The sequence below is a fragment of the Halobellus litoreus genome (assembly GCF_024464595.1).
In the GTDB taxonomy this organism is placed as follows: domain Archaea; phylum Halobacteriota; class Halobacteria; order Halobacteriales; family Haloferacaceae; genus Haloquadratum; species Haloquadratum litoreum.
In genome coordinates, this window is sequence record NZ_JANHAW010000002.1 from 927504 (window position 1) to 952979 (window position 25476).

Annotated in this window: 26 protein-coding genes; 16 read left to right on the plus strand and 10 right to left on the minus strand. The window is 68.9% G+C overall.

The annotated features are described in order from the left end of the window. The first annotated feature begins 122 nt into the window (after positions 1–122). Positions 123–2252, plus strand: a complete 2130-nt coding sequence (gene purL / locus NO360_RS12245; protein WP_256308091.1) for a phosphoribosylformylglycinamidine synthase subunit PurL — start codon at positions 123–125, stop codon at positions 2250–2252. 36 nt (positions 2253–2288) lie between these two features. Here the strand turns inward: purL and NO360_RS12250 are convergent, their stop codons facing one another. Continuing rightward, positions 2289–2459, minus strand: coding sequence for a DUF7550 family protein (locus NO360_RS12250; RefSeq protein ID WP_256308092.1), 171 nt, complete (start codon positions 2457–2459; stop codon positions 2289–2291). 103 nt (positions 2460–2562) lie between these two features. On the opposite strand from NO360_RS12250, the gene NO360_RS12255 reads away from it, so the two are divergent. Both NO360_RS12255 and hisF read left to right on the plus strand, forming a co-directional pair. Then, complete coding sequence (locus NO360_RS12255; protein ID WP_256308093.1) at positions 2563–4380, plus strand: glycoside hydrolase family 13 protein; 1818 nt, start codon at positions 2563–2565, stop codon at positions 4378–4380. Positions 4381–4620: 240 nt separating this feature from the next. After that, the gene (gene hisF, locus NO360_RS12260) at positions 4621–5433 is read left to right on the plus strand and encodes an imidazole glycerol phosphate synthase subunit HisF (protein WP_256308094.1); all 813 of its coding nucleotides are present in this window, start codon (positions 4621–4623) and stop codon (positions 5431–5433) included. A gap of 97 nt (positions 5434–5530) precedes the next feature. On the opposite strand, the gene NO360_RS12265 is transcribed toward hisF, so the two are convergent. Beyond that, positions 5531–5815: a DNA-directed RNA polymerase subunit L gene (locus NO360_RS12265; RefSeq protein WP_256308095.1), complete on the minus strand. Its 285-nt coding sequence runs from the start codon at positions 5813–5815 to the stop codon at positions 5531–5533. 27 nt (positions 5816–5842) lie between these two features. Continuing rightward, positions 5843–6898 (minus strand): MBL fold metallo-hydrolase, encoded by a 1056-nt coding sequence (locus tag NO360_RS12270; protein ID WP_256308096.1) that lies wholly within the window; start codon positions 6896–6898, stop codon positions 5843–5845. Positions 6899–7038: 140 nt separating this feature from the next. Here NO360_RS12270 and NO360_RS12275 point away from each other — a divergent pair, with 140 nt between their 5' ends. Next, the gene (locus NO360_RS12275) at positions 7039–8184 is read left to right on the plus strand and encodes a DnaJ domain-containing protein (RefSeq protein WP_256308097.1); all 1146 of its coding nucleotides are present in this window, start codon (positions 7039–7041) and stop codon (positions 8182–8184) included. A 390-nt stretch (positions 8185–8574) separates the two neighbouring features. Here the strand turns inward: NO360_RS12275 and NO360_RS12280 are convergent, their stop codons facing one another. Both NO360_RS12280 and NO360_RS12285 read right to left on the minus strand, forming a co-directional pair. Then, on the minus strand, positions 8575–9204 hold the full coding sequence (locus NO360_RS12280) for a uracil-DNA glycosylase family protein (protein WP_256308098.1): 630 nt from the start codon (positions 9202–9204) through the stop codon (positions 8575–8577). 47 nt (positions 9205–9251) lie between these two features. Then, positions 9252–9728, minus strand: a complete 477-nt coding sequence (locus NO360_RS12285) for a DUF5793 family protein (protein ID WP_256308099.1) — start codon at positions 9726–9728, stop codon at positions 9252–9254. A gap of 250 nt (positions 9729–9978) precedes the next feature. On the opposite strand from NO360_RS12285, the gene NO360_RS12290 reads away from it, so the two are divergent. Continuing rightward, on the plus strand, positions 9979–10254 hold the full coding sequence (locus tag NO360_RS12290) for an NAD(P)/FAD-dependent oxidoreductase (protein WP_256308100.1): 276 nt from the start codon (positions 9979–9981) through the stop codon (positions 10252–10254). 335 nt (positions 10255–10589) lie between these two features. Here the strand turns inward: NO360_RS12290 and NO360_RS12295 are convergent, their stop codons facing one another. Then, entirely contained in the window at positions 10590–11498 is a 909-nt protein-coding gene (locus NO360_RS12295; RefSeq protein ID WP_256308101.1) for a serine/threonine-protein kinase RIO2, read from the minus strand. Positions 11499–11631: 133 nt separating this feature from the next. Here NO360_RS12295 and NO360_RS12300 point away from each other — a divergent pair, with 133 nt between their 5' ends. The 4 genes from NO360_RS12300 to NO360_RS12315 all read left to right on the plus strand — a co-directional run bounded on the left by NO360_RS12300 (position 11632) and on the right by NO360_RS12315 (position 15718). After that, entirely contained in the window at positions 11632–12459 is an 828-nt protein-coding gene (locus NO360_RS12300) for a lipoate--protein ligase family protein (RefSeq protein WP_256308102.1), read from the plus strand. A gap of 68 nt (positions 12460–12527) precedes the next feature. Continuing rightward, positions 12528–13358: a deoxyribonuclease IV gene (locus NO360_RS12305; protein ID WP_256308103.1), complete on the plus strand. Its 831-nt coding sequence runs from the start codon at positions 12528–12530 to the stop codon at positions 13356–13358. Positions 13359–13447: 89 nt separating this feature from the next. Continuing rightward, positions 13448–14854 carry an endonuclease/exonuclease/phosphatase family protein gene (locus NO360_RS12310; protein WP_256308104.1) on the plus strand — a complete coding sequence of 469 codons (1407 nt, stop codon included), beginning with the start codon at positions 13448–13450 and terminating at the stop codon, positions 14852–14854. 60 nt (positions 14855–14914) lie between these two features. Then, entirely contained in the window at positions 14915–15718 is an 804-nt protein-coding gene (locus NO360_RS12315; RefSeq protein ID WP_256308105.1) for a class I SAM-dependent methyltransferase, read from the plus strand. Between the two features lie 37 nt (positions 15719–15755). Here NO360_RS12315 and NO360_RS12320 read toward each other — a convergent pair whose 3' ends face one another. Further along, complete coding sequence (locus NO360_RS12320; RefSeq protein WP_256308106.1) at positions 15756–16400, minus strand: DUF7095 family protein; 645 nt, start codon at positions 16398–16400, stop codon at positions 15756–15758. 380 nt (positions 16401–16780) lie between these two features. On the opposite strand from NO360_RS12320, the gene ncsA reads away from it, so the two are divergent. Beyond that, on the plus strand, positions 16781–17746 hold the full coding sequence (gene ncsA, locus NO360_RS12325) for a tRNA 2-thiolation protein NcsA (RefSeq protein ID WP_256308107.1): 966 nt from the start codon (positions 16781–16783) through the stop codon (positions 17744–17746). Between the two features lie 164 nt (positions 17747–17910). Here the strand turns inward: ncsA and ftsZ are convergent, their stop codons facing one another. From ftsZ to NO360_RS12340, 3 genes are all read right to left on the minus strand, one after another. Beyond that, complete coding sequence (gene ftsZ / locus NO360_RS12330) at positions 17911–19110, minus strand: cell division protein FtsZ (protein WP_256308108.1); 1200 nt, start codon at positions 19108–19110, stop codon at positions 17911–17913. Between the two features lie 3 nt (positions 19111–19113). Next, entirely contained in the window at positions 19114–19290 is a 177-nt protein-coding gene (locus NO360_RS12335) for a ribbon-helix-helix domain-containing protein (RefSeq protein WP_256308109.1), read from the minus strand. Positions 19291–19499: 209 nt separating this feature from the next. After that, positions 19500–20114, minus strand: coding sequence for a double zinc ribbon domain-containing protein (locus tag NO360_RS12340; protein ID WP_256308110.1), 615 nt, complete (start codon positions 20112–20114; stop codon positions 19500–19502). A 148-nt stretch (positions 20115–20262) separates the two neighbouring features. Between NO360_RS12340 and NO360_RS12345 the strand changes: the two genes are divergently transcribed. Genes NO360_RS12345 through NO360_RS12370 form a run of 6 tightly spaced genes read left to right on the plus strand, consistent with a single transcriptional unit; the run spans position 20263 to position 25452 of the window. Further along, positions 20263–20913 (plus strand): HAD family hydrolase, encoded by a 651-nt coding sequence (locus tag NO360_RS12345; protein WP_256308111.1) that lies wholly within the window; start codon positions 20263–20265, stop codon positions 20911–20913. Continuing rightward, on the plus strand, positions 20904–22007 hold the full coding sequence (locus tag NO360_RS12350) for a CobD/CbiB family cobalamin biosynthesis protein (protein ID WP_256308112.1): 1104 nt from the start codon (positions 20904–20906) through the stop codon (positions 22005–22007). Before NO360_RS12345 ends, NO360_RS12350 begins: the two co-directional genes overlap by 10 nt. Next, positions 21998–22762: an adenosylcobinamide-GDP ribazoletransferase gene (gene cobS / locus NO360_RS12355; protein ID WP_256308113.1), complete on the plus strand. Its 765-nt coding sequence runs from the start codon at positions 21998–22000 to the stop codon at positions 22760–22762. The genes NO360_RS12350 and cobS overlap by 10 nt, the downstream gene beginning before the upstream one ends. Beyond that, positions 22762–23382 carry an NTP transferase domain-containing protein gene (locus tag NO360_RS12360; protein ID WP_256308114.1) on the plus strand — a complete coding sequence of 207 codons (621 nt, stop codon included), beginning with the start codon at positions 22762–22764 and terminating at the stop codon, positions 23380–23382. Before cobS ends, NO360_RS12360 begins: the two co-directional genes overlap by 1 nt. Then, complete coding sequence (locus tag NO360_RS12365) at positions 23373–24416, plus strand: nicotinate-nucleotide--dimethylbenzimidazole phosphoribosyltransferase (protein WP_256308115.1); 1044 nt, start codon at positions 23373–23375, stop codon at positions 24414–24416. The genes NO360_RS12360 and NO360_RS12365 overlap by 10 nt, the downstream gene beginning before the upstream one ends. Next, positions 24406–25452 carry an aminotransferase class I/II-fold pyridoxal phosphate-dependent enzyme gene (locus tag NO360_RS12370; protein WP_256308116.1) on the plus strand — a complete coding sequence of 349 codons (1047 nt, stop codon included), beginning with the start codon at positions 24406–24408 and terminating at the stop codon, positions 25450–25452. The genes NO360_RS12365 and NO360_RS12370 overlap by 11 nt, the downstream gene beginning before the upstream one ends. Positions 25453–25476: the final 24 nt, after the last annotated feature.

Sequence of the window (25476 nt, forward strand, 5' to 3'; positions counted from 1 at the left end):
GGCGTCGCGCGCCCGGGTCCCCGCCGGACAGCGGCGTCGCTGGCGAGCCGTCAATCGCGAGTAGAATACACGTCCGTGCACACAGAAAAGCATTAATCTGCCCTTCTTGAACAGGGAAGTGAATGAGCCTGCCGGACTCTGATCGCGAACTCGTCACGGCCGAACTCGGGCGTGACCCCACCTCGACGGAAGCCGCGCTGTTCGAGAACCTCTGGAGCGAACACTGCGCGTACCGCTCGTCGCGACCCCTCCTCTCCGCGTTCTCCTCGGAGGGCGACCAGGTCGTCGTCGGCCCGGGCGACGACGCCGCCGTCGTCCGCCTCCCGGACAACGACGGCGAATCCGATTCGGAGACGTACGTCACGATGGGGATCGAGAGCCACAACCACCCCTCGTACGTCGACCCCTACGACGGCGCGGCGACGGGCGTCGGCGGCATCGTCCGCGACACGCTCTCGATGGGCGCGTATCCGATCGCCCTGACGGACAGTCTCTACTTCGGCGGCTTCGACCGCGAACACACCCGCTACCTCCTCGACGGCGTCGTCGAGGGGATCGCCGACTACGGCAACGCCATCGGCGTTCCCACCGTGGGCGGCAGCGTCGAGTTCCACGACGATTACGAGGGCAACCCGCTGGTCAACGTCGCCTGCGTCGGTCTGGTCGACGAGGAGCGACTCGTGACCGCCGAGGCGCAGGCGGCGGGCAACAAACTCGTGCTCGTCGGGAACGCGACCGGCCGCGACGGCCTCGGCGGAGCCTCGTTCGCCAGCGAGGACCTTGCAGAGGACGCCGAGACGGAGGATCGGCCGGCCGTCCAGGTCGGCGACCCCTACTCGGAGAAACTGCTGATCGAAGCCAACGAGGACCTGATCGACGCCGGCCTGATCCAGTCGGCACGCGACCTGGGCGCGGCCGGTCTCGGCGGCGCGTCCTCCGAACTCGTCGCGAAGGGCGGCTTCGGCGCGCGGATCGACCTCGACCGGGTCCACCAGCGCGAGCCGAATATGAATCCGCTGGAAATCGTCCTCGCGGAGTCCCAAGAGCGGATGTGTTACGAGGTCCGACCGGAAGACGTCGACGCCGTCGCGGACATCGCCGAGCGCTACGACCTCGGCTGCTCGGTCATCGGCGAGGTCTCCGAGGGGAACTACGTATGTCGCTTCAACAGTGAGACGGTCGTCGACGTGCCGCCGGAGTTCCTCGCGGACGGCGCGCCGATGAACGACCTCGACTCCGTCGAACCGACCCAGCCCGAACCCGACCGCCCCGATGTCGACGTCGAATCCGCGTTCGAGGCGGTCGTGAGCGCGCCCAACACGGCCTCGAAGCGCTGGGTCTACCGCCAGTACGACCACGAGGTCGGCGCGCGGACGGCGCTGCTCCCCGGCGACGACGCCGCGGTGCTCGCGATCCGGGAGGCGGGGACGGGCCTCACAATTTCAGCGGGAGCGGTTCCCGCGTGGACCGACTGCGCGCCCTACGACGGTGCCCGCGCCGTCGCCTTGGAGAACGCGACGAACCTCGCCGCCAAGGGCGCGACGCCGTTGGCGGCGGTCGACTGTCTGAACGGCGGCAACCCCGAGAAACCGGACGTCTACGGCGGTTTCAAGGGAATCGTCGACGGGCTCGCGGATATGTGCCGCGACCTCTCGGTCCCGGTGGTCGGTGGGAACGTCTCGCTGTACAACGATTCCGTCGCCGGCCCGATCCCGCCGACCCCGACGCTCGCGATGGTCGGCGCGAAGGAGGGCTACGACGCCCCGCCGGCCGCCTTCGACGGTGAGGGGACGGTCCTCCTGGTCGGCGACGAGAGCGACGCGCTCGGCGGCTCGGAACTGCTCGCACAGGTGGGTGGATCGGATCGGTTCCCGACGCTGCCGGAGAACGCCAGCGACGTCGTCACGACGCTCGCGTCGGTCGCCGACGCCGACCCGACGCTCGCCGTTCACGACGTGAGCAACGGCGGCCTCGCGGTCGCGCTCGCGGAGATGGTCACGGCCGAGAGCGGGGCGGACGTCGCCGTCGAGGACCCTGTGGCGCTCTTCGAGGAGACACCCGGACGGGCGATCGTCGAGACCACAGACCCCGACGCGGTCGAAGAGGCTTTCGACGGCGTCGCGCCGGTAACGACGCTGGGCGAAGCGACGGAGGACGGAACGCTGTCGCTCTCGGTTGACGGGACGAAGCTCGCGGTCGACGCCGAGACGATCGCGTCACTGCGCGACGTGCTCGCGACGGAACTGGACTGACTCGGACGAAAACGGGGATCGCTCGTTCGCGCCGGTTCAGCCGAGGAGGAACGGAACGCCGAAGACGACTGCCAGACCCACGACGAGGACGAGAAGCCCCGTCGTGACCTGGCTCATCCCGAACTGCTGCATCGGCGAGGTGACGCGTACGTCCACCAGTTCGCTCCCGTGGGTATCGTCGTGTCCGTGATCGTCGTGATCGGCCATACCCGACGTGTAGACCACCGCCTACTAAAGTGCTCCCGAATCGGCGTCGAGCGTGCGGCGTCGAACCAGCCACACCTAATTATCGCCGGCGTGTTGCGGGCGTATGACCGACAGAGACCGCGACGACGGAGTCGGGGAATCCGGCGGGAACGCAGACGAGGCCGAGACACTTCCGAACGGCGAAACCCGGCGGTGGTGGAAGGAGGCGGTCGTCTATCAGATCTATCCCAGATCCTTCAACGACAGCGACGGCGACGGCGTCGGCGACATCCCGGGCATCCTTCGAAGGGTGGACTACCTCGACGACCTCGGCGTCGACGTCGTCTGGCTCAACCCCGTCTACGAATCGCCGAACGCCGACAACGGCTACGACATCGCGGACTACCGTTCGATCGCGTCTGAGTTCGGGGAGATGGCCGACTGGGAGGCCCTCCTCGCTGAACTCCACGATCGGGACATCCGGCTCGTGATGGACCTCGTCGTGAATCACACGTCCGACGAGCACGCGTGGTTTCGACAGTCGAGAGAGTCGCGGGAGAGCGAGTACCGGGACTGGTACTTCTGGCGCGAGGGAAGGGATGCCGAGGCCGTTCCGTGGTCGGCAGAAGCGGGTCCCGACGGGGAGGCACCGCCGAACGACTGGGAGTCGTTCTTCGGCGGCCCCGCCTGGACCTACGACGAGGCGACGGGAGAGTGGTACCTCCACCTGTTCGACGAGAAGCAACCGGACCTCGACTGGACGAACGAACGAGTCCGCGAGGAGGTGTTCGACACGATGGCGTGGTGGCTCGAGAAGGGCATCGACGGGTTCCGAATGGACGTCATCAATCTCATCTCGAAGCCGCCGGGGCTCCCGTCGACCGACCCCGACCGGGGGATCGAAACGATCGATCGGGTTACGAACGGTCCCCGCGTCCACGAGTACCTCCGGGAGATGCGCGAGGCCGTGCTCTCTCCGGACCTCCTCACCGTCGGCGAGATGGTCGGCGAGGAACTCCCGATGAAAGACGCCCGGCAATACGTGGGACAGGGACCGGACCGCGACGGCCTCTCGATGCTGTTTCACTTCGAGCATATGCTCCTCGACCGGGGCGAAGAGCTGTGGGAGACGAGCGAGTGGGATCTCACCGATCTGAAGGCCGTCTTCGACCGATGGCAGGACGGGCTCGCCGACGAGGGATGGAATTCGCTGTACTTCGCCAACCACGACCAGCCGCGCGCGGTGTCGCGCTTCGGCGACGACGGGGAGTACCGTCGGGAGTCGGCGAAGCTCCTGGCGACGCTGCTCCACACGCTCCGGGGAACGCCCTACGTCTACCAGGGCGAGGAACTCGGGATGACGAACGTCCCCTTCGAGTCGCTCTCGGAGTTCCGCGACGTCGACACGCTGAATCCGGTCCGACGGGCGATCGAGCGCGGCGAGATCGACTCCTTCGAGAGCGTGGCCGAAGGCGTCCGCGCGAACAGCCGCGACAACGCTCGAACCCCGATGCAGTGGTCTGACGGGGCTGACGCCGGCTTCACCGACGGGGAGCCGTGGATCAAGGTGAACCCGAACCACGCGGAGATCAACGTCGCCGACGAGCGCGACGATCCGGACTCGGTGTGGCACTACTACCGGCGGCTGATCGAGTTGCGGGCGGAACACGACGTGATGGTCTACGGCGACTACGACCCCTACCTGCGGGAGCACGAATCGGTCTGGGCGTACACCCGAACGCTCGGCGAGGAGCGCTGGCTGGTGACCCTCAACTTCTCCGGGACGGCGACCGAGTTCGAACTCCCGGCAGACATCGTCGCCGACGCGGACCCGAGCGTCGTGATCGCGAACTACGACTTGGACGGGACGGACCGCGTTCGGAGCGCGGCGACCGGATCCTTCGATCTTCGACCGTGGGAGGCGCGCGTCTACGACCTCTAACGCCGACTATCGGACCGACAGAGCGTCCGCTCCGTTTGGGCGAACAGGCGACACGGGACCGTCGCGGCGCGGTGTGTCGCGCACCCGCTACTCGCGCCGCGGCCGAGGTCAACTCACGGGGGCTCTGGCTCCGCTCGGATATATAAACTTTCGCACGCGGGGGGACGGGATCGGACGTTTCCGAAGCGGTGTCGTAGTCGAAACCATCAAGCGGTCCATCCGCGAAGGATCAGGCAACAAATGCTCACGAAGCGGATCATCCCCTGCATCGACGTCGACCTCGACGACGACGGGAACCCCGCCGTCTACACCGGCGTCAACTTCGAGGACCTGGAGTACACCGGCGACCCCGTCGAGATGGCGAAGCGGTACAACGAGGCCGGCGCGGACGAGTTCGTCTTCCTCGACATCACCGCCTCTGCAGCGGGCCGGGAGACGATGCTCGATACGGTCTCGCGCGTCGCCGACGAGGTGTTCATTCCGCTGACGGTCGGCGGCGGGATCAGGACGAAAGAAGACATCAAGGAGACGCTCCGGGCCGGTGCGGACAAGGTCTCGATCAACACCGCGGCGCTGGAGAATCCGGACCTGATCGACGAGGGCGCCCGCGCATTCGGGTCCCAGTGCATCGTCATCTCCGTCGACGCGCGTCGGCGTTTCGACGAGGCGGGCGAGTACTACGCCGAGGTCGACGGCGAGTCCTGCTGGTTCGAGTGCACGGTCAAGGGCGGCCGCGAGGGCACCGGCGTCGACGTCGTCGAGTGGGCGCGCGAGGCGGAGTCCCGCGGCGCGGGCGAACTGTTCGTCAACTCTATCGACGCCGACGGGACCAAAGACGGCTACGACATCCCGCTGACGAAGGCCGTCTGCGATACGGTCTCGACGCCCGTGATCGCCTCCTCGGGCTGTGGCGGTCCGGAGGATATGTACGAGGTGTTCACCGAGGCGGGCGCGGACGCCGGCCTCGCGGCGTCGATCTTCCACTTCGGCGACTACAGCATCCAGGAGACGAAGGAGTACCTCGACGAGCGCGGCGTCCCCGTCCGGCTGTAAGGCTCGCGGTCGGCGTCATACCGGATCGCCTGACCGCAGAGAGCCACGGAACGGCTACTACTGCTACTACGTCGCTTCCGCGGCTACCAAGACGCGGCTACGCTGCGGCTTCGAACGCCGCGGAGAAGTCTTCGACCATCGTCTGGACGTTGCGGGAGGCGTCTTCGAGCGCGTCGAGGGGGTCGACGCCGGCCTCCGTCTTGATCGAGAGGATCGGTTCGGTCTGTCCGCCCGACTGTTCGGGGTTCACGTCGTAGGTCGCCGCGGCGACGCCTTCGGTCTCCAGAAGCGCGCCCTTCATCACGTTCATAAACGTGTGGTCCTCGCCCGCGACCTCGATGCGGAGTTCCTCCTCGGTCTTGTCGATGACCCGCAGTTCCATACTCGTCACCTTACCGACGACGGCGTTTCAGTATTTCGTATTCGAGAACAGCGCCGAAACGTCGGGGTCGCGGTCGACCAACCGATAGACGGAGCCCTCGCGGTCGACCACGCCGGCGTGTTCCAGGTGGTCCAAGTGCGCGAACGCCTCGCCCGGGCCGTGAAGGATGTGAATGTCTTCGAGTTCGCCGAAGAGGTGCGCGCTGACCGTCCACGCGTCTGCCGGACCGTGTTCGCGGAGGGCGTCGACGACTCTTCGAGTGCGCTCGACGTGGTGCGCGCGGATCACTCGCGCCCGCTCGGACGGCGCTGCGATCGGATCGCGGTGCCCCGGCCACGCGTAGTCGAGGTCGAGGCCGATGAGTCGATCGAGGCTGTCCAGATACTGTGCGAGCGGTCGGTCGAGCCGGAGGTCCGCCCCGCCGACGTTGGGCGTGTACTCGGGGAGGATGACGTCGCCGACGAAGGCCTCGAGCCGCGGTTCGTCGGCCGATTCGTCGCCGCGGGGCTTCGAGGCGTCACCGTGTGCCGAGGCGTCGTCGCGGACCGACGTCGTCTCGAACGCGAACGCGACGTGCCCGGCCGCGTGTCCCGGGAGGTGATACACCTCGAACTCGCCGTCACCGGCGGGTATCCGGTCGCCGTCGGCGAGCGACTCGACGTCGGAGGGGCTGCCGGCCACCGAGTCGAACCCCGACTGAACCGCCTGCAGTTCCGCGCGTTTCTCGTCCGGGACGCCCCACTCCTCGAAGCGCCGCGTCCGCAGCGCTCGCAGGTCGGCAGTCGCGTCCTCGTCGCCGGCGATCAGCGGGACGTCGGCCTCGTGGGCGCGCACCGCGGCCCCCGAGCGCTCCTGCAGTTCACCTGCCAGGCCGCTGTGGTCGGGGTGCCAGTGCGTCAGGAGGATCTGATCGAGATCAGGGGGAGCGATGTCGGCCGCGGCGAGCCCGTCGAGGAGGTCATCGCGAACGTCGGGCATCGCGATGCCGACGTCGACGAGCGTCGTCACGGCCCCGTCGACCAGGTACGCGTTGTTCTCCCCCTCGAAGACCGTGTTTCCGAGCGGAATGCGGGTGACGTCCATACGGCGAGAACCGGACGAACGACTATGAGAGTTACCATAGCGGCGGTCCGCCGACGGGGCGATGAGACGCGGGCGGGGAAACGGGCGGTACCCTCGTCGGTACATTCAATTCGCTCGATGTCGAACGGCGAATTCAGGGGATGGAGGACTTCTACGACCTGCTGGAGGTGCCCGAGGACGCCTCGACCGAGGAGATCGACCGCGCGTGGCGACGGAAGGTCCGTACGTACCACCCGGACATCAACGACGACGCCCGGGCGAACGCGCAGTTCAAAACGCTGAAGAAAGCCCACGAGGTCCTCGCCGACGAGACCGAACGTGCGGCCTACGACCGACTGGGCCACGAATCGTACGTGAATCAGCGACTCGACGGACTTCCGACGAGAGGATGGCCGCGGACGGACGCGACGACGGGTGCGGACGCGGGGAGCGAGCGCTCAGATACGACGAAGGCGGGCGAGGACGCGACCGCGAGCGACCGCGACGCGAGTGAGGCGGGGGCGAGCGCGGGAACCGGGACGCGCTCCGAAAACCGTCGGACAGCGGGGGAACGAACGTCCGCCGGACGGACGCGGACGCAGACCGCCGGAGAGGGGAGGCGGACTTCGGAAGGGGCGAGACGGACCGCCGGAGGGACCGAACGCAACTCCGAAGAGACGAGACGGAGCGGGCGCGGATCGTCCGGGAGCGCCCGTACCGGCGCGTCGCAGACCGATCGAGGAACGCGGGCGTCGACCGGTACCAGCGGACGGGGAACGGCGGGGAACGGGGCGGCGAGCGGATCGAACGCGGGGACGGCGGGGACGACGTCGTCGACGACGCGTTCGGGAATCCGGTCCACCCCTCTTCTGTACGGGTGGCTCGGGGTGCTGCTCGCGGGCCTCGTCTACGTCGCCGGTCTCTGGCAGTACCTCCGAACGAACGCGGGGGCGGTGTCGACCGTTCGTCGAACGGCGATCACGGACCCGATGACGGCGTTGACAGCGACCCACGAACTTCTCGCCCCGGGGCGGTTCGTCCTCGAATCGGTGACGGTCGACGCGCCGCTGACGCTCCTGTTTCCGGTCGGGACGGTCGCGCTCGCGGTGGCGCTCGTGGCAGTGGTGCAGTCGTTCGGCCGCGGCGTGGCGTATCTGTACGCGCTCGGCGGCCTCGTACCGCTGTTCGCACTCGCGGCCGGACCAGTCGTGACGCTTCCGGACGGCGTCGTCCTGCTACTCCTCTTGGTGTGTCCGCTCCTCGCGACGGCGGGCTTTCTCGTCGACGTCGGCCGCGTCGTTTTGTGACACTGTCGGGAAAAGCGGCTGCCCACTACTTGGCCGCCGAAAGGAAACGGGGCCGCATCGGGCGGACCCCTGACTGACCAAGCCACTGCGAAGAGCACCAGTCTCGCAGTTCCTTACCTGACGCGCCCGGTTGATTCGACCACGCGCGTCGGATTTCTATTTATGATTTTTCGTCAAAAGTGCTGTGATAGAGCCAATATCCGCCCAGGTATCAGCGTAAAATATTATAATACGTGCTTTCTAATCGGGTTTGAATCAGAGAAAGACAAGATATAGTGAGTAATTGTCCGTGTCGGCTCATATCTCCGAACTACGGTGATCGAACGTCGTCATTTCCGAGCGAGGAACATTCCGGTGCCGGGAGTGTCGCGTCGCTCTGACAGGCAGTCCTCAGCGGACCATATAGGGGTCGTTCCCGGCACCGAACCGGCCGAGATCGGCCTCACGCCGGTAGTCCGTCGAGCGGAGCGTCTCGATCCCGTCGACGAGACGGTCGTGGTGTGTCTCGTTCCACTCGCCCGGCTCTCGGATCGGCACGACCAGGAACCCGCTGCCGCGCAGTTCCGTCGCGTGCAGCGCCTCCATATCGATCTCCGTCTTCCACGCCTGGGCGGTGTACGTTTCGAGCACGTGTGCGGTCGCTCGGGCACCGACCGGCAAGAGCACGTGGGCGGCGATCGCTCGGAGTTCGGCGTCGAAAAACCGCTCCAAGTCGTCGTAGGACGACTGGGAGGGCTCGCGGTCCTCGGGAGCACACATATGCAGATACGAGAGGAAGGTCTCGGCCGGCACCGGACTGTCGCCCGTCGTCCGCAGGAGTCCGGCGTCCGCGAGCGCCGCTTGCAACCGACGGCCCGATTCGTTGGTGAACGGAACCCCAGTGTCGAGGCCGCCGTGGACGCCGGGGTGGTCGCCGACGACGTGGAAGTCCGCGTTGGCGTCGCCGTATCCCGGGACGAAGCGCTCACACGACGGGCGCATATCGAACGGGTTTCGAACCCGGTCTGTGACGTTCTCCACGGGGACGACGTAATTGGGGCGCGAGTAAAACGAGATCGGTTCGGCGCTCAGAGCTCGACGCCCGACGGGATCAGGCTGTGTGACCGGAGGAGGTTGCCGTCGGCGTCGTACACGAGGAACGTCTGCTTCTCGTAGGTGACGAGGTCTTCGCCGTCGATGCTCACCTCGACGCGATAGCGGCCGCCGTCCGCGTCCGCCGCGTCGTGGCCGTACTCGCGCGCGGCGCGGATGAACGTGAGCACGTCGTCTGCGGACTCGTTGAGTTCGAGGACGAAATCGCCGGTGATCCGGTTCGTGACGCTCACGACGCCCGCGGCGTCCGGTTCGTCCAGGGAGTCCTGCAGTCGGAAGGCGACGTCGGTCTCGCTTGCGTCCAGATAGCCGCCTGTCGGGTCCGAGAGTCGATGCTCCAGCACCTCCTTCGGACCATGGAAGTCAATCCGTACCCGTGGCTTCTTGGGGTCGTTTTCCTCGTCGACCCACGAGACGTTCTCGACGTCTAACTCGAAGTAATCCCGCCTCATTCCGTACAACGAGGTAGAACGTCATTGCGTATGAACGTAACGCCCGCGTCAGACACGGCCGCGTCGAAATCAGGTCGGTACTCGTCCGCTACGGGCTCGCCGAACCACGCCTCGAAGCGAGGGCCACGGCCGTCCCACGCCGCCGCAGAGCCCCGTGCGGCCGTCGGACGGCCATACGATAAAGGAAATTGCGTGCAAGCTACCATCGTACTGTCTGGTCGGGCGATCGATCGCAGTCATCGGCGGCAGCGTGGCGGGGCTCGCCGCGGCCGACCGGCGCGCGGAGCGCGCCGAGGTGGCGCTCCTCGAACGGCAGTCCTACGAGGAGAAACGCGTCAACTGCGGCGAGGGAATAAACGACGCGACGCTGATCCCGCTCGAAAAGACGCGGGCGAACGGGTTCCTGAACGACGTCGAGGGGTTCGAGTTGCGGATATTTTCCGACCGGACCCACGCCCCGGGCGGAACCGACCGGCTCCGCGACCCTCGCGTGCGCCCCGGGTACGTAACCGACCGCGACGTCTAAAGCGCCGCTGGCCTGAGAAGTCAGCCCGCGAGTCGATGTTCGAGACGACGACGCAGTCGGACCGGATCCGTTCCGGAACTGTGTCGGGCGTTCGACTACGTGACCGACGCGGTCACGCGCTCGCCGGGGCGCGTCGAAGCAACGTTCATACAGCATCCCGAAATCGCGTTTCGGCTGTTCCCGATCCGGGAATGCGGGACCGTCTCCGAGAGGCGTTCACGGAGACCTGAGAGCACGAAGCGACCGACAGCTGAAGACACCGATTCGATATCGTACTATACGATTTATTAGCCGAGACGGCATCCGCTCCGCAATCGAGAGTAATCAAAAAAACGTTACGCGATGTGCGCTCGAACCGTCTCGAAGTCGTTCGACGCGATGCTGTCGCCGATCGAGTCGGGATCGAGGTCGGGGACCGAACCGGGGTACTTCCGCTCGAAGTACGAGAGTAGGTTCGCGACGTCGCGGTCGACCAACTCCCGGGCGTTCTCGTGATCCGTCGAGACGGCCTGGGGCCAGTCGAAGACCGTCACGCCCGACTCGCTGACCGCGACGTTGTACTCGCTCATATCCGCGTGGACGTAGCCCGCGTCGTAGGCGGCGGTGATCTCTCTGAGGATCAGATCGAGCACGCCGACGACCTGGTCTTCAGGGAGTTTCGCCCGGTGGAGCTCGACGCCGTCGAGTTTCGCCATCACGATGGCGTGGCGGTTGTGATCAATCGGACGAGGCACCGAGACGTCGGGATACAGTGATTCCAGCGCGTCATACTCGCGCTCGGCGGCCTTTCGAGCCGTGTAGAGCCAGGAGACGTGCCGGTTGTCGGCGGTGTAATCGCGTTCCCGCATCACCTCGCGGAAGTTCGTGTACCCCTCGCGATGGAATTTTAGCGCCAGTGGTCGGTACGATTGGACTTCGAGGACGTCGCTCTCTTTGCCGACGCCGAGCGGTGCGCCCACGCCTTCGATGGTGTCGCGTTCGGAGAAGGTCCGGAGAGCGAGCGCGTCGTAGCCCTCGGCAGTGAGGGTGTAGCCCTCGTACTGGATCGTCTTCCGCTCGATCAGTTCGCGGGTCGCACACCGGTCCAGCCGGTACTCGACCTCCTCGGGCGAGAGGTTCGACAGCTCCGGGAGTTTCCCGCGGTTGACCCACTCCGAAAAGCGCATTCCCTGCTCGACGCCGGAGAGGAGATAGAAATCCTCGGGTTCGAGCTCGGCCATCACGCCGGCGACGTTCCGCACCATACCGGTACTCTGCGGGCGACGCCTAAAAGGCCCGCGAGTCAGCCGTCTCCACACATAAATCAAATATCGGTATATTAAACCGTCGCTGTCCGGCGACGAAACCGCTTTCCCCGGTCGACCGTAGTCTCCGAATATGACCGACGATCCGGCGGGTCCACTCGCAGACCGGGAGTGGCGGCTCATCCGCGAGGAGGCCCGCGACGGACCGATGCAGATGGCGCTGGACGAAATCGCCGCGGAAACGGCTGCGGACGGGGGTCCTCGGACGGTTCGCGCCTACCGCTGGCGGCCAAGCACGCTCTCGCTCGGCTACGGACAGGACCCTGACACCGTCGACTGGGAGTACTGTGCGGCGGCGGGGGTCTCGGTGACCCGGAGACAGACCGGCGGCGGCGGCATCTACCACGACGTCGACGGCGACGTCTCCTACTCCATCGTGGCCCCGAAGTCAGAACTCCCGGGAGACCTGATGGACGCGTACCACTTGCTGTGTGAACCGATCCTGGACGCGTTCGGGCGGCTCGGAATCGACGCCGACTACGTCCCCGAATCCGTCCCCGAGATCTGGAAGCCCGCGTGCTACCTCCGGGAGTTGCACCCGGCCCACGACATCGTCGCGTCGGGGCGGAAGATCAGCGGGAACGCGCAGTATCGCCGCCGCGAATCCGTCGTGCAGCACGGCTCGCTCACCTACGCCGTTCGCGCCGCCGAACACCTCGACGTCTTCGCCGGGCACGACGTCGATCCGGCGCGGTTCCGGGAGCGCGTCGTCGGGGTCGAAGAACTCGCCGACGTGTCGCGGGCGGAGATGGTCGCTACCGTCGAGGAAGCGCTCGGTGAGTGGGCCGACGCGGAAGAAGGGTCGTGGACCGACGACGAACTCGACCGTGCGCGAGAGCGCGCCGAGGAGAAGTACGAGAGCGACGGGTGGGTCCGACGCCGACCTGACGACCGGTCCTGAGGCGTGTCTGATAGCGTCGACGCAGTGGACTCCGAAGTCGCTTTACTTTCGCAGCGAGAGGGTCGGGTATGCGCGTAGGAGCACACGAGTCGATCGCCGGCGGCGTCGCGAACGCCGTCGATCGGCAGCTCGACGACGGCGGCAACTGCGGACAGATCTTCACCCACTCCCCGCAGGTGTGGCAGAACCCCGACATCGACGAGGAGGACGCCGCGGCGTTCCGCGAGCGCTCCCGCGAACACGACGTCGGTCCCTGGGTGATTCACTCTTCGTATCTCGTGAACCTCTGCACGCCGAAAGACGGCCTGCGCGAGAAGTCGATCGACTCGATGCAGCGCGAAGTCGACGCCGCTGCCCTGCTCGACGTCCCGTACGTGAACGTCCACCTGGGCGCCCACACGGGGGCGGGCGAGTCCCAGGGCCTCGACAACGCAGTCTCGGCGCTCGACGAACTCGACGTCCCAGACGGCGTCACCGTCCTCGTCGAGTCCGACGCCGGGTCGGGCACGAAGATGGGCGACGACTTCGCACACCTGGGGTACGTGCTCGACGAGAGCGCCCAAGACCTCGAAGTCTGTCTCGACACCGCCCACGCCTTCGCCGCCGGGTACGACCTCTCGACGTCCGAGGGCGTCGAGGAGACGGTCGAGGAACTGGACGCCGAGGTCGGTCTCGACAACCTGGCGTGCGTTCACCTGAACGACTCGAAACACGAGTGCGGGACCAACAAAGACGAGCACGCCCACATCGGCGAGGGGCTGATCGGCGAGGACGGGATGCACGCGTTCGTCAACCATCCGGGACTGCGCGACGTGCCGCTCGTCCTGGAGACGCCGAACGAGGACGGAAAGGGCTTCGCCTGGAACATCGAGCGCGTCCGCGAACTCCGCGAGGAGTGAGCCCATCGGGGTCTCGTCGAGGTCGCGAGAAGTGCTCGGCGACAATCGCCGAACGTTCATCAGGTGCGCCCCACAACTGACTGCTAACTGTGGACGAGATCCCGCGCTCCCGACGGCAACTGCTCCGAACGGGCGGCCGCGCCCTCGCCGGCGCGTCGCTTCTCAGTGCCGGCGCTGTGAGCGCCGCGGCGAGCGGCGAACCCGGCGGTGCGGCAAGCGGCGGCGAGGAGGCCACCGACGCCGAATCGTTCGAGATCGCCGCCGACGGACTGACCGTCGCGACGCAGAACCTCGGCCTGGGCGCGGACTTCCTCTCTATCGCGCGGGCGGACACCGACGCGCCGATTCCCGAGCGCGTCGGTTCGCTGTACGCCGACGTCCGAAACGGGAGACCGCGGGCGCGGATGGCGGCCGTCGCCGACGCGCTCGCGGCGGCGCGGCCGACGGTCGTCGGCGTGCAGGAGGCCGCGCTCGTCCGCCGCGGCCCACGATCGGGCGGCGACCCCGCGGACCCCGACGCCGATGAGGTCGTCGTCGACTTCCTCGCGGCGCTTCTGGACGCTCTCGACGCCCGGGACGCGCCGTACGCACCCGCAGCCGTCGCGACGAACGCCGATCTGGAGTTCCCGGGTCGCGTCGACGGCGACGCGCTCGACGTCCGTCTCACGGACCGGGACGCGATCCTCGTCCGCGAGGACGGCGAGGTGGCGGTCGCCGAAACGCGGAGCGCGACCTACGACGCGTCGCTGACGCTTCCGATCGGGGCCGAGCGAACTGTCGAGATCGAACGGGGATACGCGCTCGCGACGCTGCAGGCGGGAAGGGTATCGATCACCGTCGCGAACACGCACCTCGAAGCGGGACTCGAATCGGTCAGGGCGGCGCAGGCGAAAGAACTCGCAGACGCGCTCTCGGATGTCTCCGGATCGGTCGTCCTGCTCGGCGATCTCAACGACGGACCGAGCGGGACGGAACCCGATGGCGGGACGGTCGAGGGATCCGGTGACGGGACCGCCGAGAGATCCGATGGCGTCTACGGGATGCTGACGGAGCTGCTCTCGGACGCCACGGACGGTGAGATCGGCGGGACGTGCTGCCGCCCGAGTTCGTTCCGCCCGCCCGACGAGGACGGGCTAACGCGCCGGATCGACCACGTTCTCGCGCGGTATCTGACGGGTGCGGACTCGCGCCGTCTGGGCGTCGAGACGTTCGCGACCGACGACGGCACCCAACTGTGGCCCTCGGATCACGCCGGGGTACTCGTCGAGTTGTCGACGACGTCCGACGAGTCGACGACGGAGGCGTCACCGACGTCGGACTCGAACCGGACGGCCTCGGGCCGGTCGGACGAGCAGACGGGCGGAAGCGACGCCGCCGGCTCCGAACGACCCACGACGGCGACCGGAACGCCCGGGTTCGGCGTGGGGACCGCTGCAGCGGCACTCGTCGGCGTGGCGGGCGGGGCGAGGCTCCGACGGTGGCTGCGACGGCGCTAGTGGCGCTGGCCACGAGAGGTAACCGACCCGCTTTTCACTGCGCCAGCGGTACGCGGCGACGTGCGGAAGTTCTCGCCAGAGTATCTGCGTCGGACGCGCGAGGGGATGTGGGCGGGGTCCCGGGAGGCCCTGGAACCGCTCTCGCTGTCGGACCGCAAACGGGTCCTCGACGCGGGCGCTGGCACCGGCGAACTCGCTCGCGTCCTCGACGCGGAGTCGCCGGCCGCGGTCGTCTGTCTCGACGCCGACCCGGAACTCCTCGGCGTCGCGCGCGCGGAGACCGGACTCGACGCCGTCGGCGGCGACGCGACCCGCCCGCCGTTCGCGGACGGCTCGTTCGACCTCGTCGTCTGTCAGGCGCTCTTGGTCAACCTCCCGGATCCCGCCGCCGCGCTCCGGGCGTTCGCGGACCTCTCGACCGACCTCGTCGCGGCGATCGAACCAGACAACGCCGACGTCGGCGTCGATTCGACCGTCGAGGAGGAGGTGGAACTGGAGCGCCGCGTCCGCGCGGCGTACATCGAGGGCGTCGAGACGGACGTCGCGATGGGTGACCGCCTGGTGTCGCTGTTCCGAGAGGCAGGGCTGACAGAGGTGCGGACCCGGCGATACTACCACCGGAAGGTGACCGAACCGCCGTACGACGACGCGGCGCTGTCGGCGGCGGCGCGGAAGGCCAGCGGCGGTGCCCTCTCGGAGCACGAGGCGGAGCTCCGCCGGACGCTCTCGGCCGAGGAGTTCGACGCGCTCCGGGGCGAGTGGCGCGAGATGGGACGAGACGTGATCGACGCGATGCGAGCGGGGACCTACCGCCGCGCGGAGGTCGTCCCGTTCGACGTCGTCGTCGGCCGCGGTGGCGGCTAGCGCGGGATCGACGGACGAAAGCGGCCGTCCGACGACGTCAGACGACGTCCCCGCGGACGCTGCGTCCCGACTGTGACGCTCGGTACTCTTCGACGGCCGCGGCGGCGGCCGCCGCGGTGTCCTCGTCCAGGCCGAGCATCGACAGTGCGTCCGGGAGCGTCGGGAAGGCGAGTTCGCCGCCGCGGAGCTTTTCGAGCGCGGACGCCGAGCGCTGGCCCTCGGCGTATAGACAGACCCCCCGCGGATCGAGGATCTCCTCGTAAGTGTCGCGGGCGAGCGCGCCCTTCAGCCGCTGTCGGACGTTGTCCTCGAAAGAGGCGTTACACACCTCCAGGTGGACCGGCTCGTCGTCCGGCAGCAGGTGCGCGGCGAGGCACTTCTCGGGGGCGGCGTACCCGCTGGCGTTCGTCCGGACTAACTCGGGGTTCGCCTCGGCCCACGCCGCGGAGACGGTCCCGCCGACGCCTTTGACGCCGTGGGTCGACTCGAAGTCGGTGTCCGTCTCGGACTCGCTCCGGAGCAGCAGGTCCTTGGTGACGTAGACGTCGAGTCGGTCGACCGGGTCCAGACCGAGGGCGACGTCGCCGTACACCCAGACTTCCCGAACCGGAACGGGCAACCGCTCGTCCTCGACGGCGGCGAGGACGGATTCGACCCGGTCGAGTGCGCTCGAACGTTCCATACCTCGAGTGGGTTCGGGACGGTGGAATGTGTTTCGACAGAGTCGCCACCACCACCGCAGACGGCGGCCGTGCGGTCCCGATTCGCCGGCAAGCGGTGCCAGCGGCCGCTGCGAGGCCGACGCGTCCCGGCACTGCGGTTTCGGAGGTATTTTGAGTGCGGTGTGCATACTCACGGTCGGCACCTCGGGGGTGTCGATCGACCGGTCGCCCTGCGGCGACCACTCGGGGCAACGCAACCTCCGGGTGCCTTCCCCCCCATCCCCCTCTCCCTCGATCACGCGTTCCCCGGTTTTTCACCGCTGGCACGGGACGAGCCCCGCGTCTCGATCGCTCGCCCGAGACGAAACCCGTATCCACGAGCGTCGCCAACGCCGGATCGATGGAGTGCGACAAGTGCGGCAGCGACGCCGTGATGCACGCCGGCTACTCCGGCGCCCACCTGTGCGAGGAGCACTTCCGCGCCTCGGTCGAGAAGCGGGTCCGACGGCGGATTCGCCGCGACAGCCTCGTCCCGAGGGACGCGTCGCCGGACGATCCGGAGCGGTGGGTGCTCGGCCTCTCCGGCGGCAAGGACAGCGTCGTGCTCGCACAGATCCTCGACGAGACGTTCGGCCGAGACCCGCGGATCGAGATCCTCGCGCTCACGATTCACGAGGGCATCGAGGGCTACCGCGACGAGAGCGTCGAGGCCTGCGTCGAACTCGCGGAGACTCTCGACCTGCGCCACGAGCTCGTGTCCTACGAGGACGAGTTCGACGTCCGGATGGACGACGTCGTCGAGGACGACCCCGAGGGAATGGCTCCCTGTGCGTACTGCGGCGTCTTCCGGCGTGACCTACTCGAAACGTACGCCGAGGAGTTCGACGCCGATATCCTCCTGACCGGGCACAACCTCGACGACGAGGCCCAGACCGCCCTGATGAACGTCTTCGAGGGCGACGTCGAGCAGATGGCCAAGCACTTCGACGCGAGCCTCGGCCCCTTCGACGAGCGTACCGAGTCGCCGCACTTCGTGCCGCGGGCGAAGCCCCTCCGAGACATCCCCGAGAAGGAAGTGGCGCTGTACGCGCACCTGCGCGACCTCCCGGCGCACATCACCGAGTGCCCCCACGCTTCGGAGGCGTTCCGCGGGGAGATCCAGGAGTTGCTGTTGAAACTCGAAGAGGACCACCCCGGAACGCGACACTCGATCATCTCGGGGTACGAGGAGATCGCGTCGATGGCGGCCGACCGGTACCGCGGAGAGTCGACCGCCGAGATGCGCGAGTGCGAGCGCTGCGGCTCGAAGACGACCCGCGAGGTCTGTCGGAAGTGCCGGCTGCTGGAGTCGTTGGAAGCGGTCTGACTGTCAGCTGCGCGGCCTCGCTGTCGGGTCGCGGCGGAAGCGACTCCCGGAAACTGGGATCGAAAGAAGAGCGAAACGGACGAAACGGATGGACTGGAGACGCCGACTGCGCCGGCGGTCAGGTCGGCGCGGGTCGATCGGTCGGTCGATCCTCTCGGTCGACGCTATCGGATGACGTCGAGGCCGTTCTGCTTCTCGCGCTGTTCGCGGCCGCCGTCGGACTGCCAGGAGCCGCCCGTCGCGGTCGACCCCGAAGAGCCCTGCGACAACTGAGCGTTCTCGCTGGCATCGAACTCCGTCGTCTCGATGCTCTCTCTGGATCGGTCGGCCTGCTTCTGGGTCGACGGGCCGAGCACCTGTGCGGACTGGACGCCGGTCATAATCGCCATCACGCGGACTTTCCCCTTGTACTCGTCGCGGATGCGCGCGCCCCAGATGACGTTCGCGCGCGCCTCCAGCCGTTCGGTGATGTTGTTCGCGATGCCCTCTGCCTCCTTCAGCGTGAGGTCGGGGCCGCCCGTGATGTGGACCAATCCGCCAGAAGCCCCCCGGTAGTCCACGTCCAAGAGCGGGTGGTTCATCGCGTCGTTGACGACTTCCTGGGTCTTGTTCTTGTCCTGGGTCTGGCCGACGAGCATCACCGCGACGCCGCCCTGATCCATAATCGTGGACATGTCGGCGTAGTCCAGGTTGATCAGCGACGGTTGCGTGATGGTCTCCGAGATTCCTTTCACGGTCTCGGCGATGATCTGGTCCATCACCGAGAACGCCTTGCCGATCGGGAGGTTGGGGACGTAATCAAGCAGGCGGTTGTTGTCGAGGACGATGATCGAGTCGGCCTCGTTGCGGAGCTTTTCGAGCCCCTCTTCGGCCTTTACCGTCCGCGCTCGCTCGACGTTGAACGGGGTCGAGACCATCCCGACGACGATCGCGCCCTGCTCTTTGGCGATCTTCGAGACGACCGGGGCCGCGCCGGTCCCGGTGCCGCCGCCCATCCCGGCCGTGACGAAGACGAGGTCGGCCTCGCCGAGGACTTCCTTGATCGTCCCCTGGGCCATCTCCGTCGCCCGCTCGCCCATCGAGGGGTCGCCGCCGGCACCGAGACCCTGCGTCAGCGACTTGCCGACGAGGATCTTCGTGTCGGCCTCGATCATCTTGAGGTGCTGCTTGTCGGTGTTGATCGCCACCGTGTCAGCGCCGTCGACGCCGATGTTGTAGAGCCGGTTGACGGTGTTGTTGCCGGCACCCCCTGCACCGACGATGACGATCCGGGGACTCCCGAACTCGTCTCCCTCCGGGGCTTCGGTGTTCGCGTCCCGCTCCTCCTCGTCGCGCTGCATCGCCTCTCTGACTATATCTTGCATTGGTTACACCTTGGCCCAGTGTTTGGTCGGCGAGTCGCGTCCGTCGGCCTGCTGTTCGTTGAGCATCTCTCGAACAGCCGAGCGGATCGCCTCTGACCGGTTCGGGAACTCCCCGGTCTCGACCATCTGTTCGACCTCCTCAATCTGCTGCTTCGGAATTCGTAGTGTCACACGCTCCATAGTTGCATTCCCCCGGTAAGACGGCGCGCACATCCGTGCGAATGTCTTACACCCCCGAAAACGGAGTGTAGCGGATCTCTCCCCTGCCCCGCCGGGTTCTGTAAGACGACCGTCTTACGCGAGAGTTACCACAGAGCGATACCTTATAAATGTAACGCCGTTGTAAGACAAACTCCGTATTATCGCGTATACGGTAGCCTTGGCCCCGTTTACGTGCGTTCCAGCACGTCTGCTGCCGACGTCCGACGGCCGCAGCTGGGACAGAAGGCCCAGTCCGATCTGAGCTCGTCGCCGCACTCGCAGAACACCCGATGGGAGGCCTTCTCTCCACAGTTCGGGCAGTACACGTGATCGCCGTCGACGCGTGCACCGCACTTGTCGCACGTCTTCGCACCGGCGTCCGCGTCGACGCCATCGCCCCGTGTCTTACGTTCCGTTTCGGACGTCGTCGCTGCCGACGACTCGTCGGTAGCGACCGTCTCCTCGGCACTGACGCCGTCGAGGGTGATGTTGACGTTGAGGTCCTGCGCTCGGCCGGCGGGGGCGGTCCTGCCGAACCGGTCGTCGAGCCGATCCGCGACGAGTTCGTCGACGCGTTCCCGAACGAGGTCGTCGATGGAGTCGCTGGATCGCTCCGACGGTGACGACTCCCCGTCGAGATCGATCGGCTGCTCGGATCCGCCCGCGTCGGACGGGCCGTCGTCACGATCCGCGCCGTCGAGGTACGTGCGCAGCGCCTCGCGCATCGCCTCGGACTTGGAGGTGTCGAGCGCCTCCAACCGCTCGACGAGGTCGTCGTCGGCGCGGAACGTGATCTTGCTCATCGGTCGTATATATGCAACCGACTATTTGAATCTTCCTTCGTGTCTGACGGATGTCAGTCGAGGGGTCTCCCGATCAGGGGCGTTCGGTCGCTTCCGACCGCCGTCTCGCTCCGGCAAATTCAAGTCGACTTTCACCGTTTCAACCGTAGTGGCAGTAACGTTCGATCTCTTCGGGACGCTCGTCGCGGTCGACCGGCCGGACGACCCCGCCGCCGCGGTCGCGGCGGAACTCCGCGATCGCGACGTCCCAGTGCCGACCGACTGGTCGGCCGCCTACGCCGAGCGACACGTCGACGCCCCGGAAGGCGCGGAAGTGCCGCTTCCGGCACACGTCGCCGCCGCGCTCCGCGCCCGCGGCGTCGACGTCCCCAACAACGCCGCCCGGCGCGCCGTCGTCGCCGCCTTCGATCCCGACGTGCGGACCCGTCCGGGCGCGTCCGACGCCGTCGCGGCCGCCGCGGAGCGCGGCCCGGTCGGTCTCCTCTCGAACTGTTCGGTCCCCGAACTCGTCTCGCGGACGCTGATCCGGTCGACGCTCGATCGCGCCGCGTTCGACGCCACGGTGACGAGCGTCGGCTGCGGGTGGCGCAAGCCGCATCCGAAGTCGTTCGAGACGGCCGCGGGCGAACTCGGCGTCGCCCCGGCGTCGCTCGTCCACGTCGGCGACGACGACGCCACGGACGGCGGGATCACATCGCTCGGCGGGACGTTCGTCGACGTCACCGAGTCCGACCTGGACGCCGTCGCGGGTCGACTGCGCCGGGGCGAGTCGCTCGGAGGTGCCGCCCCGTGCCGGTGACGGCGACCGCCGCCGTCGTCCTCGCGGCGGGCTTGGACGCCGTCGTCGGCGAACCCCCGGCGCGCGTGCACCCGGTCGCGCTGCTCGGTCGCCTCGTGGCGCGGATCGACCGGCGCGACCGGGGCGGCGCGGATTCTCGCGGCCCCGTCGGCCAGTGGTCGCACCCGCGGCTCGTCGGCGTTCTCACGGCGGGGGTCGTTCCGCTGGGATTCGCCGCGGTGGCCGCGGCAGCCGTCGCTGCCGCATCGGTCGTCTCCGTGGGGGTCGGGACACCCTGGCTCGGGGCCGCGGTGGCCGCGGGCGTCCTCTTCTCGACGACTAGTCTGCGGCTGTTGCTGGACAGCGCGCGCGCCGTCATCGACGAGAGCGACGCCGACATCGACGCTGCCCGGGGCGACCTCCGCGCGCTGGCGGGCCGCGACGCCGACGGTCTCGGTCCGGGCCACGTCCGTTCCGCGGCCGTCGAGAGCCTCGCGGAGAACCTCGCAGACGGCCTCGTCGCGCCGCTGCTCGCGTTCGCCGTCGCCGTCGCGGCGACCGGCGCGTTCGCGACGCCGGCTTCGCCGCCAGCGCAGCCGGCAGTCTCGCTCCCACTCGTCGCGGGCGCGGGGGCGGCCGCCTGGGTGAAAGGCGTCAACACGCTGGACTCGATGCTGGGCTACCGCTCGAATCCGATCGGGTGGGCCCCGGCCCGCCTCGACGACGCCGTGATGTGGCTCCCGGCCCGGCTGTCGGCGCTGCTTCTCGCCGTCGCTGCGGGGTCGCCCGCGACCCCGTTCCGGCCGTCCGTTCGAGCGCTCGCCGGGCGGCCGTCCTCGCCGAACTCGGGATGGCCGATGGCGACGATGGCGACGCTGCTGCCCGCGCGGTTGCACAAGCCGGGCACCTACGACCTCGATCCGGCCGCCGCGGGTCGGTCGCGGGCCGCCCCGGCGGCACCGGCGTCGGACGCGCCCGGACGGGTCCGCACGTCGGGATCGAAGGTGGCGACGACGCCGCTTCCGGACGCGGCGACCGCGGGGCGCGCGGTCGGCATCACGCGGCGCGCCGGCGCGCTCGCGTTCGTCGTCGCGGGGGTGATCGCGTGGTTCTGACCGCGCTCCGCGGGGCGCTCGGCTTTCTCACGCGTCTCCCGCTCGGCGGCGACGCGGACGCCTGGGAGGCGTTCAGGCGGACCCCGGTCTCGATTCCCCTCGCCGGCTACGTAGTCGGCGCGCTCGCCGCTTTCCCCCTGCTTCTCCCGCTCCCGGTCCCGAGCGCCGCCGCGCTGTACCTCGTGACGCTCGTCCTCCTCGGCGGCGTCACCCACGCCGACGGGCTGGCAGACGTGGGCGACGCGGCGGCGGTCCACGGCGGAACCGACGCCGCGCGCCGGCGGGAAGTGCTCAAGGACTCCCAGACAGGCGTCGGCGGCGCGCTGGCCGTCGCGCTCGCGTTCGTGACGCTCGGACTCGGCGCGCTGGGTCTGGCCGGGACGCTTCCCCGCGTCGCGTTCGCGCTCGCCCTCGCCGCGGAAGTCGGGGCGAAGGCGGGAATGGCGCTGCTCGTCTGTACGCGGGAGGCGATACACGACGGCCTCGGGGCCGCGCTGACGGACCCGGTGACGCCGACGGCGCTCCTCCCCGTCACACTGGCCCTCCTGCCGATGCTCGCCCTCGCCTCGAGCTTGGGAGTCGGATACGCGGGCGCGCTCGCCGCGCTGCTCGCGCCGCTCGGCGTCGCCTGGCTCGTCGGGGTCTGGGCGCGCGGGGCGCTCGGCGGCGTCAACGGCGACGTGCTCGGCGCAGCGAACGAACTCGGGCGCGTCGCGGGCGTGCACGCGGGGGTGATCGCGTGGACGCTCTGGTGATGTGCGGCGGGCGTGGCACGCGGCTTCGGGACGGCGCAGAGACCGAACAGGTCTGCGACGTCGAGAAGCCGCTCGTCGAAGTCGGCGACCAGCCGATGCTCGACCGGATCGTCGACGCGCTCCGCGCGAGTCGGATCGGAGGGCCCGAAGCGTCCGACGCGGGAACGATCCACGCGGTCGTCTCGCCGCACGCACCGGAGACCGCCGAGCGGGCGCGAGCGCTGTCGCTCTCGGTCGTCGAGACGCCCGGTCAGGGCTACGTCTCGGATCTGGCCACCGCCCTCGACGAGGTCGGCCGACCGGCGCTCACGGTCCCGGCGGACCTGCCGCTGCTGGCCTCCGAGCACGTCGACGACGCGATCGAACGGGCGCGTTCGGGAGGCCGATCGAGCGAGTTGGGGGCGACGTCGCTCACCGTCTGCGTCCCCGCCGCGCTGAAACGCCGCCTCGGCGCGTCCGTCGATACGTCGTTCGAGCGCGACGGACGGGCGGTCGCACCGACGGGGCTGAACGTCGTCGCCGGCGACGACGACACCGTGGCGTTGACGTACGACGCCCGCCTCGCGGTCAACGTGAACCGACCGGCCGACAGAGAACTGGCGGAGGCGCTGTGCGGGTGATCCTCGTCGCGGGGACGACCCGCACGGCCGAGATCGACGGCATCAGCGCCGCGGGCGCGAGCCGCGACCTCCTCGTGCACACGCCGAGCGCCGACGCGGAGATCCTCGCCTACGGCGATACGGTCCGCGCGCCCGTGACCCCGGTGAGTCCGACGGGCTGTCCGACGCCCGCGGTCGTAACGCGCGCCGTCCGGGAGTTGCTCGGTTTCGACCTCACCGTCGTCGACGGCGGCCTCGCGCGGCCGACCGGCGCGCCGACCGTCTCGGTGGGCGCGCGCCCCGGCGGCGACATCCGTGAGCCGGACCCCGTCCAGACCGCGCCCGGAGCCTTCGTGGCCGCGCGGCGGTTCGGCCGCGCGCTGCCGGACGACCGGGTCGTCGTCGGCGAGACAGTTCCCGGCGGAACCACCACCGCGATGGCGGTGCTCCGCGCGCTCGGCGAGGACGCCCTCGGCTCGACGTCGTCGTCGCTGCCGGAGAACCCGCTCGACCTGAAAGAGCGGGTCGTCGAGGCGGCGTTCGAGTCCTCGGACGTCGCTCCCGGGCGGGCCGCGCACGCCCCGGAGACCGCCCTGCGAGCCGTCGGCGATCCAGTGCTGGCCGTCGCCGCGGGGCTCGCCGCGGGCGCGCTCGAATCTGGGACCGAGGTGGTTCTCGGCGGCGGGACGCAGCTGCTCGCCGCCGCCGCGCTCGTCCGCCACGCCGGCGTCCCCGACCGCGCGACGCTCGCGACGACCTCGTACCTGGCCGCCGACGTGTCCGAACTCGAGGAGGCGGCCGCGGCGCTGGAGTTGGACCTCGCCGTCACCGACCCCGACTTCGACGCCGACGGCGCGGGGCCGCTGACGGCGTACGCCGACGGCGTCGCCAAGGAGGGTGCCGGGATGGGCGGCGCGCTCCGACTCGCCGACGAGGCCGGACGGCTCGGCGCGGTGACCGAGGCGACGCGCGCGGTGCTGGATCGGGTGACCGGCGACGACGCGGACGATGCCGCCCGCGACAAATCCCGGGGAGACACCGGCGATGGACGCTGACAGCCTCTCGGACGTCGAGCGCGTTCCCCACGGCGGCAGCGACGACCGGGAACTCGTCGACTTCAGCGCGAACACGAACCCAGTTCGGCCCGCGGGCGTCGGAGACGTCTACGAGGCGGCACTCGCGGACGCGACGCGCTACGCCGACGACTTCGCCGACTTCCGCGCGGCGGCGGCCGCGTACGTGGGACGCGACTCCGACGCCGCGGACTGCGCCGCGGACGACGTGGTCCCGACGGCCGGCGGCCTCGCGGCGCTCCGCCTGGCCTTCGGGGTCACCGTCTCCCCGGGCGACCGCGTGCTCGTTCCCGAACCGAGTTTCGGCGAGTACGCGCGAGAGATCCGTCTACAGGGCGGCGCTCCCGTCGGCGTCGCACACGACGAACTCCTCGATCGCGACCCGGCGGACTACGCCGCGGCCGTCGTGTGTACGCCGAACAACCCGACCGGCGAACTCGCCGATCCGAGCGCCCTCCGAGCGTTTCTGGACGCCTGTCGGTCGTCCGGAACGCGGCTCGTCGTCGACGAGGCGTTCCTCGACTTCACCGACGCGCCGAGCCTCGCCGGCGAACCGGGCGCGATCGTCGCCCGTTCGCTCACCAAGATGTTCGGCCTGCCTGGGATCCGCGCGGGCTTCGCGGTCGCGGTCGGCGACCTCGGCGAGCGATTGCGGACCGCCCGGCCGACGTGGGGGCTGTCGACCCCCGCAGCGGCCGTGGGGACGCACTGCCTTCGGGAGACCGAGTTTGTCGAGCGAACGCGCGAGCGGGTCGCGAGCGAACGCGCCCGGCTGCGCGAGGCGCTCTCCGAGCGGTACGCGGTCGCGCCCGCCGACGCCCCCTTCCTGCTCGTCGACGTCGGCGGCGAGCGGGCGGACCCCGACGCGGCGGTCGAACGGGTGCTCGCCCGCGCTCGCGACGGCGGCGTGGTGGTCCGCGACGCCCGGACGTTCCCGCGATTGGATTCGCACGTGCGCGTGGCCGTGCGCCGCCCGCGAGAGAACGATCTGTTGCTCGACGCGCTCCTGGACCGATGACCGGCGGAACCGAGCCCGACCACG